Raw genomic sequence first — 13,982 nt, forward strand, 5'->3', positions numbered from 1 at the left:
GCGGTAACTTGGTGGCCATGCTCTTCAATCCGCGCACGTACGACCCCACGCACCTGGACGCCGAGTCGCGGCGGCTGCTGCGGGCGACCGTCGACTTCTTCGAGGAGCGCGGCAAGAAGGCGCTCATGGCCGGCTACCTCGAGCGGGGCTGGTACTCCGACTTTCTCGACTTCGCGGCGAAGGAGGGGCTGTTCGCGACGTTCCTGACGCCGGCGGCCGACGACCCGCAGACGCGCTGGGACACCGCGCGCAACGCGGCGCTCAGCGAGATTCTCGGCTTCTACGGGCTCGACTACTGGTACACCTGGCAGGTCACGGTGCTCGGCCTCGGCCCGGTGTGGCAGAGCGCCAACTCGGCGGCCCGCGCGCACGCCGCCCGGCTGCTCGCCGACGGGCACGTGATGGCGTTCGGGTTGTCCGAGCGTGGCCACGGAGCCGACATCTACGCCACCGACATGGTGCTCACGCCCGCGCCCGAGGGCGGCTACCTCGCCAACGGCACCAAGTACTACATCGGCAACGGCAATGTCGCGGGCCTCGTCTCGGTGTTCGGGCGCACCCCGGACGGCTACGTCTTCTTCGCCGCCGACAGCCGGCATCCGGCGTACCACCTGATCGGGAACGTCGTCGCCAAGCAGATGTACGTGAGCACGTTCGAGCTGCGCGATTATCCCGTACGGGAAGAGGATGTCCTGCATTCCGGGCAGGCCGCCTTCGACGCGGCGCTCAACACCGTCAACGTCGGCAAGTTCAACCTGTGCACGGCCGCGATCGGCATCTGCGAGCACGCCATGTACGAGGCGGTCACGCACGCCCACCGGCGGATGCTGTACGGCAAGCCGGTCACCGACTTCGCCCATGTCCGGCGGGAGCTTTCCGACGCGTACGTCCGCTTGATCGGCATGAAGCTTTTCAGCGACCGGGCCGTGGACTATTTCCGCTCGGCCGGTCCCGACGATCGCCGCTATCTGCTGTTCAACCCGATGACCAAGATGAAGGTCACCACCGAGGGCGAGCGGGTCATCGACCTGATGTGGGACGTGATCGCGGCCAAGGGCTTCGAGAAGGACACGTACTTCGACAAGGCCGCCATGGACATCCGCGGCCTGCCGAAGCTCGAGGGCACGGTGCACGTCAATCTGGCGCTGATCCTCAAATTCATGCCGAACTATCTCTTCGACCCGATCGCATTGCCGCCGGTCCCCACCCGGCACGACGCGGCCGACGACGAGTTCCTGTTCCGGCAGGGCCCGGCCCGCGGCCTCGGCGCGATCCGCTTCCACGACTGGCGGATCGCCTACGACAAATACGCCCACTTGCCGAACGTGGCGCGCTTCCGCGAGCAGGCGGACGGCTTCACCATTCTGCTTCGCGACCACGCACCGACCGCGGAGCAGCAGAAGGACCTCGACTTCCTGCTGGCGGTGGGCCACCTGTTCGCGCTGATCGTGTACGGCCAGCTGATCCTCGAGCAGGCCGAACTGACCGATCTCGGTCCCGCTCTCCTCGACGAGATCTTCGCGGTGCTGATCCGGGACTTCTCCGCGTACGCGACGGACCTGCACGGCAAGACGGCGACCACCGACGCGCAGGCGGCTTGGGCGTTGGCACATGTCCGCCGCCCGGTCGCCGACGGCTCCCGGACGGCGGAGGTGTGGCAGCAGGTGGTGGGGCTGGTCGGCGCGTACGAGATGAGGCCTTAGCACTCCACCCCCGGAAGATCCGGACTGCGTGCCTCAACCCGGGAATCGTGACGAGGGTTCGATGAGGGCTTGGCGGGCGTAATGGCTATTCTCGGCCCGCCGAAACGGACGACCCCGCCCGGCTGAACGCCCGGGTTCAGTCTGTACAGGACGAGCCGGTTTCGTTGAGGGTGTATCGGTAATCTTTCGACCTCTCCTCCGACGCATATGTCGGGGAGCTGGCGATGCACAACCGAACACGAGGATCAACAAGATGCGGAAACGACTATTTCGTCTGACGGCTGTGTCGCTCGGTGCGGCGGCGATTTCCACCGGAGCGAACCTGGTGGCCGCCGCGCCGGCAAATGCCTGGCCCTGGAGTGGCACGGTCTACGTAAAAGGCTCCGCGGGCTGCACCAATACGGGCGGGATTCAAACCATCGAATCTCGCGGCAGTCTGGACGGGCAGACGTTTACGTCGAGTTCGCTGGTCAACGGGAATCAATACCAGATCAAGTTCACCAATGTCCGTTCTGGACGAGTGCCGAGCGGCGGAGGGTGGGCCTGGATCACGGTCAGTTGCAGCATGGGCGGATACCACCAGTCGTGGGTTGAGATGTATCGCCCTTCGTGGGGCGACGTGATAACGAAGAATTTCTAGCCAGTACGATGCAGCGCAGGACCACGCGCCGAATGACCGATCCGAGTACCCGTTCCGCGGGCGGCACGACGGCTACGCCGATCTGCCGGATCAGGGAACTGGCGCGGTGGTCAGGGCGCGACGGAGACGCGGTCCCGGCCGGCCTGTTTGGACTGGTACAGGGCGGCGTCCGCGCGGGCCAGCAGCTTCTGCAGGTCCTGCGGGTCACCGTCCGGGCAGGCCAGTCCGACGCTGATGGTCACCGGCAGCTGGCCGGCCTCGGTCGGGATCGGGTGGCTGGAGACGGACAGGTGCAGGCGGCCGGCCAGGTCGGTGGCGGGCATCGTGGTCTGCGGGGTGACCACCGCGAACTCCTCGCCGCCGTAGCGGCCCAGCACGTCGCCGTCGCCCAGCCTGTCGCGCAGGCGTTGGGCCACCACGCGGATCACCTCGTCGCCGACCGGATGCCCGTACGTGTCGTTGATGCGTTTGAAGTGATCTATATCGACCATGATGGCGGCGGCCGGGCGGCCCCGCTCGCGGGCCGTGGCCACCCGGCGCTCGGCCTCGGCGAAGAAGTGGTTGCGGTTGAACAGGCCGGTCAGGCCGTCCACGGTGGCCATCCGGCGCACCTGGCTGAAGAGCATGGCATTTTCGTACGCCGTCATGCCCTGCCCGGCGATCGCGGCGGCCATCTGGATCTGCGCCTCGGTCATCACGCCCTCGTCGGTGGCGCCGACCAGCAGGATGCCGAACAGGCCGCCGCGCAGGGCGACCTGGGTGGCCCACCACAGGCGCGGCGTGCCGAGCAGGCCGCCGAACGGGGGCCGGTCGCCGGGGAACACCGATCGGGCGCGCGGCCCGACCAGGTCGAGCAGGTCGGTCGGCACCGACGGCAGCGGGGTGCCGACCGGCGCGGTGAGGCCGTGCGTGGCCGCGACCACCAGGCCGTGCGTGCCGACCCGGCTGAGCAGCACGGCCGTGTCGCCGCCGAGGGTGCGGACCAGGCTGGCCAGCAGGCGGCGGATCACCTCGTCCGGGTCCAGCGACGAGCTCTGGTCGGCCATCGCCGCGCGCAGCGTTTCGGCCACGTCCCGCTGACGCCGGGCGGCCTGCACCGCGACCTCCAACTGGGCGGCGCGCACGGTCTCCAACGACACCGCGACATGGTTGGTGATCGACATGAGGATGTCGGCGTCGTCGCTGGTGAACACACCCTTGGCGATCCGGCTGTCCAGATAGACCACGCCGCGAAGCTGGCCGTTGAAGCGCAGCGGGGCGATCATGATGCTGCGCAGGCCATGCACCTGGACACTGTGCGAGCCGAGCGCCACACCCTCCTCGCTACCGGTCACCACCAGCGGCTCGCCGGTGTGCCGCACCCGGTCGACCAGCGTGGTGCTGTAACCGGTCAACTGGTGGATGTCGTTGCCCTGGGCGTCCCGGCCCACGTGCGGGACCAGCTCCTGCCTTTCCAGATCGAGCAGGAAGAGGTACGCCCGCTCGGCGCCCAGGATCCGCAGCGTCTCGTCGAGGGCCACCCGGGCCAGCGCGCTCGGGTCCAGCACGGTCGCCGACGCCAGGCTGACCTGCTGGAGCGCCTCGAGGCGGCGCTGGTAGCGACCCGGGTCGAGGCCGGGCGAGCCCTGCTCCTCCGGCTCGGCGCTGCTGATCGTGATCCCGCCGGGCTGGGTGGAGGCGTGCCGGCCGACCCGGAACTCATCGGCGACCCAGCGCGCCCGGTGCGGCCACTCCTGCTCGATCGCGATCATTTGGGCGAGCTTGGCCTGCTGCACCGCCGCGGTCGCCTGGTCGAGGGCGGCCAGCGCGCGGGCGCGGACCCGGGCCGCCTCGTACGCGACCAACGGCGCGTCCAGCGGGACCAGCTCGGCCTCGACCCCGGCCAGGGTGCGCTGCGCGTCGGCCGGCCGGCCGGCAAGCAGCTCCAGGTCGGCCCGGGCGACCAGGTGGAAGCCCCGCAGCACCTTGGTGTCGGCCACCTTCCCCAGCCCGGCCACCGCGGCCTCGGCGGCGGCCCGCTCGGCCGGGCGGCGCTGCTCGCTCGCGACCCGCAGCCGGGCGAGCCGGCCGAACGTCTCGAAGACGTAGTAGACGCGCTGCTCGGGGACCATCGACTTCGCCTTCAGCCCGCGCGCCGCGAACTCGGCGGTCAGCTGCTCGAACGGCTCGTCGGTCCGGCCCCGCTCGACCAGGGCGATCATCTGCGCCCCGTACAGATTGATCAGTTGCATGGGGTTGTCGGGGTTGGCCTTCAGGAAGCGGCGCAGCGCGTCGATCCGGGATTCCGCCTCGTCGGCGTGGCCCCGCATCGCGGCGATGACCGCGGCCACCGCCCCGATCGCCGCGCCCTCGGCCTCGGCGCCCGGCCCGAGCCGGGACCGGCCGCGGCGGTACCACTCCTCGGCCTCGGCGGTGCAGCCGCGCTTGAAATACTGCATGCAGACGGTCGACACGCCGGTCAGGTAGTCGCCCAGCTCGAACCAGCGCTCGTGGTCGATCAGTACCCGGCTCCAGACCTGGGTCTGCTCGTCGTGGCCGCCCATGTAGGCGCCCGCGCCGCGTTTCCACTCGACGAAGCCGACCAGTTCCGGGTCGCCTATCCCGGCCGCGACCTCGGCGGCCTTGTCGTAGAGGCTGGTCGCCAGCTTCCGCCGGCCGGCCACGTCGGCGATCACCCCGAGACCGGCCATGTGCTGGGCGTACTCCCGGCCCGGGCCGAGCCGGTTGATCGGGTACAGCATGCGCAGGCTCATGATCGCGCGCATCGCCCGGCGCATCCGCATGGACAGCGCCAGGGTGCCGACGTCGGAGAGGACCGCCTCGAGCCGGTACCGCTCGCGGTCGCGGCCGCCCGCGCCGCCGAAACCTAATTTCGTACGGCCGACGAAAAGTCCGAGCAGCACCGACCAGAGCGTGGTCAGGCCGAGCGCGAACCTGCCCTTGGGCAGCGGGCGCCCCAGCTCGGCGAGGCCCCGGCGGACCGCGTCGAACGCCTGGTCCGGGTTCCACGCGCCGCAGTGGACCATCGCCTCCTGGGCCAGGATGCCGGCCCGGCTGAGCCGGTCAGGCTCCGCCCGCAGCGCCTGGTCGAGGTGCTCGTGCGCCTCCTCGAACCGCCCCGAGCGGCCGCAGCTGATGCCGAGCGTGAGGAAGAAATCGGCCGGCGGGGTGACGCCCGCGGAGGCCGCCGCCCGCGCGGCCACCTCGAGGAACTCGCGGGCCTCGGCCGGCGCGTGCTCGGCCAGGGCCAGCCGGCCGGCCGCGAAGCCGCTGAAATACACCCGCTGCGGGCGCCGGCTGGTCTCGCCGAGCGCGTAGTGCCGGGCGACCGCGTACACGTAGCGGGGGTCGCCGGGGGCGGCCGCGTCCAGCACCTCGGCGATCCGCTGGTGCAGACCGCGCAGGGCGGCCGCGTCCAGGCCGACCAGCAGCGCCTCGCGGATCCGGTCGTGCAGGAAGCGGTACCCGTCGGTGCCGGTCGCGGTCACCAACCGGCGCGACTCGGCCTCGGCCAGCAGCATCCGGGCCCGGCGGGGGTCGATGTCGGAGACCGCGGCGACCAGTTCGGCCGGGAACCAGCGGCCGCCCGCGGCGCCGGCGGCCAGCAGCCGGCGACTGTCCTCACCGAGGCCGTCGATGCGCTGCAGCACCAGGTCGACCGCGTCGCCGGACAGCTCCAGCCGGTCGAGGCCGGCCCGGTCCAGCCGCCAGCCGCTCCACGTGGGGGTGACCAGGCCCGCGTCGAGGACCGCCCGGGAATACTCGCCGACCGTGAACGGGTTGCCGCCGGCCCGCGCGGCCAGCTCGGCGATGTGCTCGTCGGGCAGCCCGATGGCGCCCAGGTGCTCGCGGACGAGCTGCTCCACCGCGTCCTGCTCGAGCGGGCCCAGCGGGACGCGGGTGTCGAGGGCGGCATCCATGTCGCCGCAGAACCGGTCGAGCGCGGCGATGCTGCCGACGTCGTCCCGGCTGGTCGCGATCACCAGCAGCGGGGTGACCGGCAGCCGGCCGGTCACCCGCTGCAGCACCCGCCGGGTCGGCTCGTCCAGCCACTGCACGTCGTCGATGTGCAGGACCGCGCCCTGGTACTCCTCGGCCAGTCCGATAAGGAATGCGGCGACCGCGTTGACGAACTGCTCGTGCCGGTTCTGCTCGCCGATCTCGGGGGCCGGCACCAGGTCGGCCAGCAGCGGGGAGAGCGTGCGCAGCAGCGGTCCGCCGCGGCCGGCCGCCCGGCGGACCTGCTCGACGGCGACCTCGCGCCGTCCGGCCGGCAATCTTTCGACCGTACGCAGGTGCCGCTCGACCGCTCCGCGCAGCGGCGCCAGCGGGACCGGGTCGTCGGCGACGCACTTGCCGTACAGGATGAGGTCGCCGTCCGAGGCCACCGCGTTGGTCAGCTCCCGGACCAGCCGGGTCTTGCCGGCGCCGGCCGGGCCCTCGACGATCACCGCGCCCCCGCCGCCGTCGCGGGCCCGCAGCCAGCGGTGGGCGAGCTTGACCACCTCGTCGTCCCGGCCGACCAGGCGCGCCTCGCCGGTCGGCTGGGTGCCGCGCCGGCCGGAGTCGATCGGGAAGGTGGCGCGCGGCTGCTCGGCCAGCCGGCGCAGGTCGCCGAGCAGGCTCTCGCCGCTCTGGTACCGGTCGTCCGGGTCCTTGGCCAGCAGCGTGCCGACGATCGCGGCCATCGTGCCGGACAACTCCGGCGCGTGCGCCCGCGGGTCGGGGATCGGCGCGGTGGCATGCAGCCGGATCAGCTCGCCGGCGTCCTTGGAGAAGTACGGGACCTGGCCGGTGAGGCACTCGTAGAGCAGGACGCCCAGCGCGTACAGGTCGGAGCGGCCGTCGATCGGGCGCTTGAGCATGCCGGTCTGCTCGGGCGCGCTGTACAGCAGCGTCCCGGCGACGCGGTCGTCGTGCGCCCCGCCGCGCGCCGCCAGTCCAAAGTCGATCAGGCGGCCGACGCCGGTCGGCTCGACGATCACATTGTCCGGCTTGACGTCCCGATGCACGAGGCCGGACCGGTGCGCGGCGGCGAGCGGCTCGGTGAGATCCATCGCCAGCCGTACGGCGGTCGGCTCGTCCAGCCGGCCGTGCCGCAGGCTCTGCGACAGCGGGTGGCCGTCGATGTACTCCAGGATCAGATACGGCCCGTTGGTGGTCAGGCCTACCTCGAAGATCCGCGGGAGCAGCGGGTGGCCGACCGAGCCGAGCAGCGCGGCCTCCCGGCGTACGGCGGTGAGGGAGGCGGCATCGGCCGAGGTGAGGACCTTGAGGGTGTACTCGGCGCCGCGTCGGCGGACCCGGTAGACGACCGTGTCGGCGCCGCGCCCGAGCTGCGAGATCACCTCGAGGTCGGAGAGTGATCCCGGCGCCGTCCCGAAGATCGCGGTCAACGTGTCCTTTCCCTCTGCGCGGGCTAATCGGAAGCTACGCCGCGTTGCCGGGTGATGCCACCGCCCGTTGCGGCGGGCCGTGTCGCTGGTTACTACGAGGTTCATCGCGGTCGGTCATCGACCGAACTTCTGGTAAACAACAAGGGTGACATGTGACTGGTCGGCGGTCGGCACCGTCGAGGTTAACGGAGTGCGCCTCGGCTGCCGAGAGACCGGTGACCGGAATGGCACGCCGGTGGTTCTGCTGCACGGCAGCGGCAGCAGCGCGGGCACCTGGGAGCGGTTCGCCGCCCGGCTGACCGGCTGCCGGGCGATCGCGGTCGACCTGCGCGGGCACGCGAGCAGCTCCCGGACCAAGCGGTACCCGCTGGCCGGCATCGCCGGGGACGTCGTAGGACTGCTCGAGACCCTGGATCTGCGGGACGCTGTCCTGATCGGGCACTCGGTCGGGGGGGTACGCGGCGCTGGCCGCCGCGCTGGCGGCGCCGGAGCGGGTCGGCCGGCTGGTGCTGGAAGATCTGGCGGCCCCGCCGAAGAGGCCCGGCTCGGCGACCCGGATCAACCCGATGCAGGCGATCGGCGCGGTGGCGAGCATTCTGGGGCGCGGGCGCGACTATCAGTTGCGGGCGGTCGCGGCGATCCTGCGCCAACTGGCCCGTCCGGACCCGGAGTGGTGGGCGCGGCTCGGCGAGGTTTCGCAGCCGACCCTGATCCTGTCGGGCGGGCCGACGAGTTGCATTCCGCCGCACCGGCTGGCCGAGGTGACGGCGGCGATCCCGGGCGCCCGGCTCGCGACGATCCCGGTCGGGCATCGGGTGCACAGCCTCGCCCCGGCCGAGTTCGCCGACGAGGTGCTGCCTTTCCTCACGGAGCCGGCCGTGGCTGCGGCTCCGGTGTTCGCGCCCGGCGCCCCCCAGCCCGCTGCGGCTGTGCAGACCGCGCCCGGCAGCCCCCAGCCCGCTGCGGCCGTGCAGACCGCGCCCGGCAGCCCCCAGCCCGCTGCGGCCGTGCAGACCGCGCCCGGCAGCCCCCAGCCCGCTGCGGCTGCGGCTGCGGTGATCGCGCCAGACCGCGCCGAGCACGCTGCGACTGCACTGAGCGCGCCTGGCAGCGCGGAGCCCGCAGTGATCGCGTCGGGCCGCCCCGAGCACGCTGCCGCTGCGGTGATCGTGCCCGGCAACGGCGAACCGGCCGTCGCCACTTTCGGCGCCGACCGGTTGGTGCCGATCGCCGAAGCGGCGTGACGGGCTGGCCGTCACGCCGCTCACGCGACTTCTAACCCTGGCCGTTGTGGTGCTTCCGGCCGCCGTTGCCGGCCGCCTTGGAAGCGCTCGCCGACGGGGTCGCGGCCGCGCCACCGTTGTTCGCGGCGCCACCGTTGTTGGCAGCGCCACCGTTGTTGGCACCGCCGTTGTTGGCAGCGCCACCGTTGTTGGCACCGCCGTTGTTGGCACCGCCGTTGTTGGCACCGCCGTTGTTGGCACCGCCGTTGTTGGCACCGCCGTTGTTGGCACCGCCGTTGTTGGCTTCACGCAGACCGAGTTCGGGTCGACACTCGGTGCGGCCGCCGCCTTGGCGTTGACCTGGGCCACGGACGTGGCCTGGTTGGTGGTCGTGGCCGCGCCGTTGCCCGCCGCGCCCTTGCCCGCCGCGCCGTTGCCGGCCGCGCCGTTGCCTGCCGCGCCCTTGCCGGCGGCCGTGGTCTTGGCCGGCTTGGGAGCCGGCTTGTGGTGGCGACGGTGCTTGGTGCCCTTACCGCCGCCGGCCGGGGCCGAGGTGGTCGGGCTGGCCGTCGCTCCGCCGCCCGTCGCTCCCCCGCCGGCCGGCGGGTTGGTGGCGGGCGCGGTGGTAGCGGGCGGTGTGGTGGCCGCGGCGGCGGTGATCGGGCCGCTGACCGTCACGTCGATCGCCCGGCCGGCGCTGGTCAGGTGCAGATTCGTGCCGACTGGGAAAACATCGGACAGCGCCGAGTTCGCGTCGGCCGCAGCGGCCGCGTCCTGGACCACGATGCAGGTCACCGACGAGTTGCCGCCGCCCTGAGTCGCCGCCAGGCTGATGCCGGTGCCGGCCGCGAGCACGCCTACTGTTGCCGAGATCAGCACGGCCTTGCCGGACATCTTCCGCCCCGTGCGCGGGGGACCGCCCCGGCGGTACTTCCTCTTCATGGCGTCAAACCCCTCCTTCGGGGAACTCCTTGGCGCCACGGATTACGGATGTGGAACTCCAATGAGTTCAACGCTCTGTTGAATTGACAAGCGCCAAAATGCCCGCTCCCCCCTGAGCATTCTGTTTAGACGTTCGTCTTCGCATCTCTGGCATGATCGAGGGCCTCCCGGGCCAGCGCCGGCCAGGAAAGATCGGCCGGCTCGTCGAGCGCGAACCACTCCTTCATCGGGGTGCCCTTATTGGCGTCGAAATGTCGCCCCGCGCCCGTTGCGACCAACTCGGCAACCCGGCCTTTCCCTAGTTTCACCACCAAATGCCCCCGAACCAGCATCGCAAAGATCTTGCCGTGGTATTTCAGCGCCGACGACCCGAACCCGCGCCCGGGCGACGGCGGGCTGACGCCCTCGATCCCGACGAGCTCGTCGACCAGCCGCTCGAACCGCTCCTCCACCGTCATGACAGGCAAGCTACTGCGACCCCCCGACATTTTCCGGGAGCAGCCGTACGCAGCGCTCGCCCTCAACCGGTTGGCCACCCCGGGTCGGTAGCGTCGCCGATAGCGAGCCCGCCGACCGTCGACTAACTTCTACATCTTGTAGGAGTCGGGAGGGGTCGTGACGGCGCTCGGGGATGTGCTGCTGGTGCTGCTTGCCGACAGCGGTGGCACGGCGCATGACATCCAGCGCCGGCACGCCGCCACCTTCGGCGCCGAGCACAGCGTCGACATCGCCCGGGTGACCTGGACCCTCGGCCGGCAGGAGCGGCTCGGTTTCGTCCGCTCGGCGGCCTCCCCCACGCACGCCCGGCAGCGCCATTGGGAGCTGACCGAGGAGGGCAGCCGCCGGCAGCGCATGTGGATGTTGCGGATGCCGTCCGACTTCAGCGCCGAGGACGTCCGCACCCGGGTGCTGCTGGCGATCGAGGCGACCGACCGGCCCACCTTCGAGATGGTCCTGTCGGTCTGCCTGGCCCAGCTCGAGCTGACCCGCCTGCGTGCCGACCCGGGGCCGCCCGGCGCGGCGCTCACCGCCTACGCGGCCCGGGCCGAGCTGGCCGACGCGGGCCTGGCGGCCGAGGTCACCTGGTTGCAGAACCTGCGGCTGCGCCGGCGCGACCGGGACCTCGAGCGCGAGCGGGTGCTGGCCGAGGCGCGGCTCGCCGATACGCCCACCGCGGAGCCGGCCTGACTAGCCGCGTTGTCCCGCGCGGGCCAGTACCGCCTCGATCCGCTCGACCAGCGCGCGCGGGCTGAACGGCTTCACCACGTAGTCGGTGGCGCCGGCCGCGAGGGCCAGTTCGCGGTCCTGATCGCGGGCGCGCGCGGTGAGCATGATGATCGGCAGGTCCCCGGTCCGCGGGCCGGTCCGCAGCTCCCGGCAGACCGCGATCCCGTCCATCCGCGGCATCCGCACGTCCAGCAGCACCAGGTCGGGCGGCCGGCGCCGGCAGGCGTCCAGGGCGGCGAGGCCGTCGGTGGTCTCCACGACCTCGAAACCGGCCCGGCGGAGCTTGTACGAGACCATGTGCAGGATGTCCGGATCATCCTCCGCCAGGACGATCGTGCTCATCTCCGCCTCCGCCCCGGCCGGCTCGCCGGGAGCAATATATCCGTTTTGCGCATCGGGGTGGGGTGCAATGCGGTTCGCCGCTCAACCGCCCCGATCCGGCTCCGATAGAACCCAGCGTGAACAGCGGAGCGTGGCGAACCCGGAGCCGGCGTGCCGTCGGCCTGGCCGCCGCCGTGCTCGCCCTCGGCCTGGCCGGGGGTGCGGCGGCGACGACCGGCCTGGCCCTGGCCGCGGACGACGCCGGCGCGGCGGAGCTCACCCTGCGTGCGGCGAACGTCCGCTCCGCGCTGGGTTCCGCGCTTTTCCGGTACGCCGACACGCTGCACGACATCGCCACCGTCGCGTCGACCCCGGCCCTGCCGGACACGGTCGCCCGGATCGCCGGCGAGCGCCTCCCCGGCGCCCACCAGGTCCTGGTGATCGGCGCCGACCGGCGGATCCTGGCCGAGCACGCCGCCGACGGGAGCACCCCGGCGACCGCCACCACCCTCGTCCCCGAGCCCGAGCTGTCCCGGGCGATGACCCTGGCCGGCCAGCACGGCCGGCTGGTGGCCAGCGCCGCGCACGTCCTCCCGGCCGACGCCGGGTTGCCCGGCGAGCAGCGCCAGCAGGCGTTCGACCTGGTCGCACCGCTGCCCGGCGCGGCCGGCTGGGTGATCGTCAGCGTTCGGGCCGGCGACTTCCTGGAGGCCACCCTGCGCTCGGCCGGCGTCACCGGCGTACAGGTGGAAATGACGCAGAAAACGACGGCCGCGGCGGGCGACAGCGCGGTCCTGGTGGACCTGCCGGTGGCCGGCAGCGCCTGGCAGGCCCGGGTCCGGCCGACCACTCCGCTGGTCGGCGCCGGGCTGGCCGCCGCCGCGCCGGCCGCCATGATCGGGGCGACGCTGCTGAGCCTCGCCCTGGCCGCGCTGGTCCTGCGGCTCGCGCCGGCGGACGCCCCGGCTTCGGCCCCGGCGGGCGGGAACCGCCGCCGGGAGACCGAGCTGGCCGGGTTCGCGGCCACCGCCTCCGAGCACCTGCACGCCCCGCTGCACACGATCGCCGGGTTCACCGAGATCCTGCTCGAGGACGCGACCGGGCTCGACGAGGAGTCCCGCGGGTTCCTCCGGCGGATCGACGGCGCCACCCGGCGGATGCTCGCGGTCGTCGACGAGCTGGTCACGTACGCGGCGGCGGGCGACTCCGCACTCAAGCCGGAACCGGTCGAGGCCAGCCTGCTCGCCCTCGACGTGGCCGCCGCGCACCTGCCCGGCCCGAGCATCGAGATCGGCGAACTGCCCGCCATCGCCGGCGACGCCGCCCTGCTGCGCCGGGTCCTCGACCAGCTGATCGGCAACGCGGTCCGGTTCGTCCGGCACGGCGCCCCGGCCCTGGTCGAGGTGCGCGGGCACGCGCTGGACGGCGGCTGGTGGCGGATCGAGGTGGCCGACCGCGGCATCGGCGTCCCCGAGGAGCAGCGGGAACGCATCTTCACGCCGTTCCACCGGGCGCCGGCCGCCGAGGGATACCCCGGCACCGGGCTCGGCCTGGCGGTCTGCGCCCAGATCATCGCGCTGCACGGCGGCGAGATCGGCGTGGCCACGAACCCGGGCGGCGGCAGCGTCTTCTGGTTCACCGTGGCCGGCGCCGAACTGGCTACCAGACCGCTGGAATCCGTACGGTAACCGTCGTCCCCACGTTCTCGATCGAGTCGACCAGGATCGTCCCGCCGTGGTTGTCCACGATCTTGTGGCAGATCGCCAGGCCCAGGCCGGTCCCCGGGACCGCTCGCCGGATCGCGTTGGTGGCCCGGAAGAAGCGGAGGAACAGCGCGTTCTGCTCGTCCTCCGGGATGCCCATCCCGGTGTCCGCGACCTCCAGCACCGCCTCGCCGTTGTCGTGCCGGGCGCGTACCGTCACGGTCCCCTCGGCCGGCGTGAACTTGACCGCGTTGCTCAGCAGGTTGGCCAGCACCCGGTCGAGCTGCACGCCGTCCCCGCGCAACGGCAGCGGCCCGCGCACCTCGGCGTGCACGCCCACCGACGCCTTGGTGGCCGCCGGGCCGATCTCGGCCAGCGCCCGCTCGACCACCTCGGCGAAGTCCACCTCGCCGGGCTGGCTGCGGAAGCCGCCGTTCTCGATCCGGGACAGGGTGAGGATGTCCTCGATCAGCTCACGCAGCCGCCGGGCGTTGCGGGCGATCACCTCGAGCATCCGTTGCTGCGCGTCGCTCAACTCGTCGTGCTCGGCGTCGCGCAGCAGCTCGACGTAGCCGGAGATGCTGGTCAGCGGCGTGCGTAGCTCGTGCGACACGGTGGCCATGAAGTCGGTCTTGGCGGCGTCCAGCGCCCGCAGCTTGGTCAGCAGCTCCTGCTCGCTGCGATGCGACCGGTCGGCCTCGGCGGCCTGGGCGCGGCACTCGACCCGGGTCCGGGCCGTCACGCGGGCGAGCGCCACCCCCGCGACCACGCCCCCGGTGAGCAGCCCGGCGACGAACGCCGCGCCGCGAGCGACCGCCCGCACCGTG

At 72.4% G+C, this 13,982-nt stretch carries 10 protein-coding genes and 1 pseudogene; 7 read left to right on the plus strand and 4 right to left on the minus strand.

The window, feature by feature from the left end; genetic code table 11:
- Positions 1-17 precede the first annotated feature (17 nt).
- Positions 18-1,703 carry an acyl-CoA dehydrogenase family protein gene (locus tag IH26_RS0127760; protein WP_030439179.1) on the plus strand — a complete coding sequence of 562 codons (1,686 nt, stop codon included), beginning with the start codon at positions 18-20 and terminating at the stop codon, positions 1,701-1,703.
- 253 nt (positions 1,704-1,956) lie between these two features.
- Positions 1,957-2,343 (plus strand): hypothetical protein, encoded by a 387-nt coding sequence (locus IH26_RS60105; protein WP_157437436.1) that lies wholly within the window; start codon positions 1,957-1,959, stop codon positions 2,341-2,343.
- Positions 2,344-2,453: 110 nt separating this feature from the next.
- Here IH26_RS60105 and IH26_RS0127765 read toward each other — a convergent pair whose 3' ends face one another.
- Positions 2,454-7,739, minus strand: a complete 5,286-nt coding sequence (locus IH26_RS0127765; protein WP_030439180.1) for a diguanylate cyclase — start codon at positions 7,737-7,739, stop codon at positions 2,454-2,456.
- A 235-nt stretch (positions 7,740-7,974) separates the two neighbouring features.
- Here IH26_RS0127765 and IH26_RS64650 point away from each other — a divergent pair.
- The 3 genes and pseudogenes from IH26_RS64650 to IH26_RS58385 all read left to right on the plus strand — a co-directional run.
- Positions 7,975-8,181, plus strand: a pseudogene (locus IH26_RS64650) (alpha/beta fold hydrolase); the annotation flags it as partial.
- A gap of 64 nt (positions 8,182-8,245) precedes the next feature.
- A complete protein-coding gene (locus IH26_RS56200) occupies positions 8,246-8,983 on the plus strand; it encodes an alpha/beta fold hydrolase (RefSeq protein ID WP_051808570.1) in 738 nt (245 codons plus the stop codon).
- A 46-nt stretch (positions 8,984-9,029) separates the two neighbouring features.
- Positions 9,030-9,779: a hypothetical protein gene (locus IH26_RS58385; RefSeq protein WP_084599121.1), complete on the plus strand. Its 750-nt coding sequence runs from the start codon at positions 9,030-9,032 to the stop codon at positions 9,777-9,779.
- A 250-nt stretch (positions 9,780-10,029) separates the two neighbouring features.
- On the opposite strand, the gene IH26_RS0127780 is transcribed toward IH26_RS58385, so the two are convergent.
- Positions 10,030-10,362 (minus strand): hypothetical protein, encoded by a 333-nt coding sequence (locus IH26_RS0127780; RefSeq protein ID WP_030439182.1) that lies wholly within the window; start codon positions 10,360-10,362, stop codon positions 10,030-10,032.
- A gap of 157 nt (positions 10,363-10,519) precedes the next feature.
- Here IH26_RS0127780 and IH26_RS0127785 point away from each other — a divergent pair, with 157 nt between their 5' ends.
- Positions 10,520-11,092: a hypothetical protein gene (locus IH26_RS0127785; RefSeq protein ID WP_030439183.1), complete on the plus strand. Its 573-nt coding sequence runs from the start codon at positions 10,520-10,522 to the stop codon at positions 11,090-11,092.
- Here the strand turns inward: IH26_RS0127785 and IH26_RS0127790 are convergent, their stop codons facing one another.
- Positions 11,093-11,473, minus strand: a complete 381-nt coding sequence (locus tag IH26_RS0127790; protein WP_030439184.1) for a response regulator transcription factor — start codon at positions 11,471-11,473, stop codon at positions 11,093-11,095. It lies immediately after the preceding gene.
- A gap of 116 nt (positions 11,474-11,589) precedes the next feature.
- Between IH26_RS0127790 and IH26_RS0127795 the strand changes: the two genes are divergently transcribed.
- On the plus strand, positions 11,590-13,140 hold the full coding sequence (locus IH26_RS0127795; protein ID WP_030439185.1) for a sensor histidine kinase: 1,551 nt from the start codon (positions 11,590-11,592) through the stop codon (positions 13,138-13,140).
- On the opposite strand, the gene IH26_RS0127800 is transcribed toward IH26_RS0127795, so the two are convergent.
- Entirely contained in the window at positions 13,112-13,978 is an 867-nt protein-coding gene (locus IH26_RS0127800; RefSeq protein WP_051808572.1) for a sensor histidine kinase, read from the minus strand. The genes IH26_RS0127795 and IH26_RS0127800 overlap by 29 nt on opposite strands.
- Positions 13,979-13,982 lie beyond the last annotated feature (4 nt).

It is taken from the genome of Actinoplanes subtropicus (assembly GCF_000721705.1).
Taxonomy (GTDB): domain Bacteria; phylum Actinomycetota; class Actinomycetes; order Mycobacteriales; family Micromonosporaceae; genus Actinoplanes; species Actinoplanes subtropicus.

Excerpts from the sequence above, each read along its gene's own strand:
- IH26_RS0127760 (WP_030439179.1), top strand. The coding sequence starts at position 18 with ATGCTCTTCAATCCGCGCACGTACGACCCCACGCACCTGGACGCCGAG.
- IH26_RS60105 (WP_157437436.1), top strand. The coding sequence starts at position 1,957 with ATGCGGAAACGACTATTTCGTCTGACGGCTGTGTCGCTCGGTGCGGCG.
- IH26_RS0127780 (WP_030439182.1), bottom strand. The coding sequence starts at position 10,362 with ATGACGGTGGAGGAGCGGTTCGAGCGGCTGGTCGACGAGCTCGTCGGG.
- IH26_RS0127790 (WP_030439184.1), bottom strand. The coding sequence starts at position 11,473 with ATGAGCACGATCGTCCTGGCGGAGGATGATCCGGACATCCTGCACATG.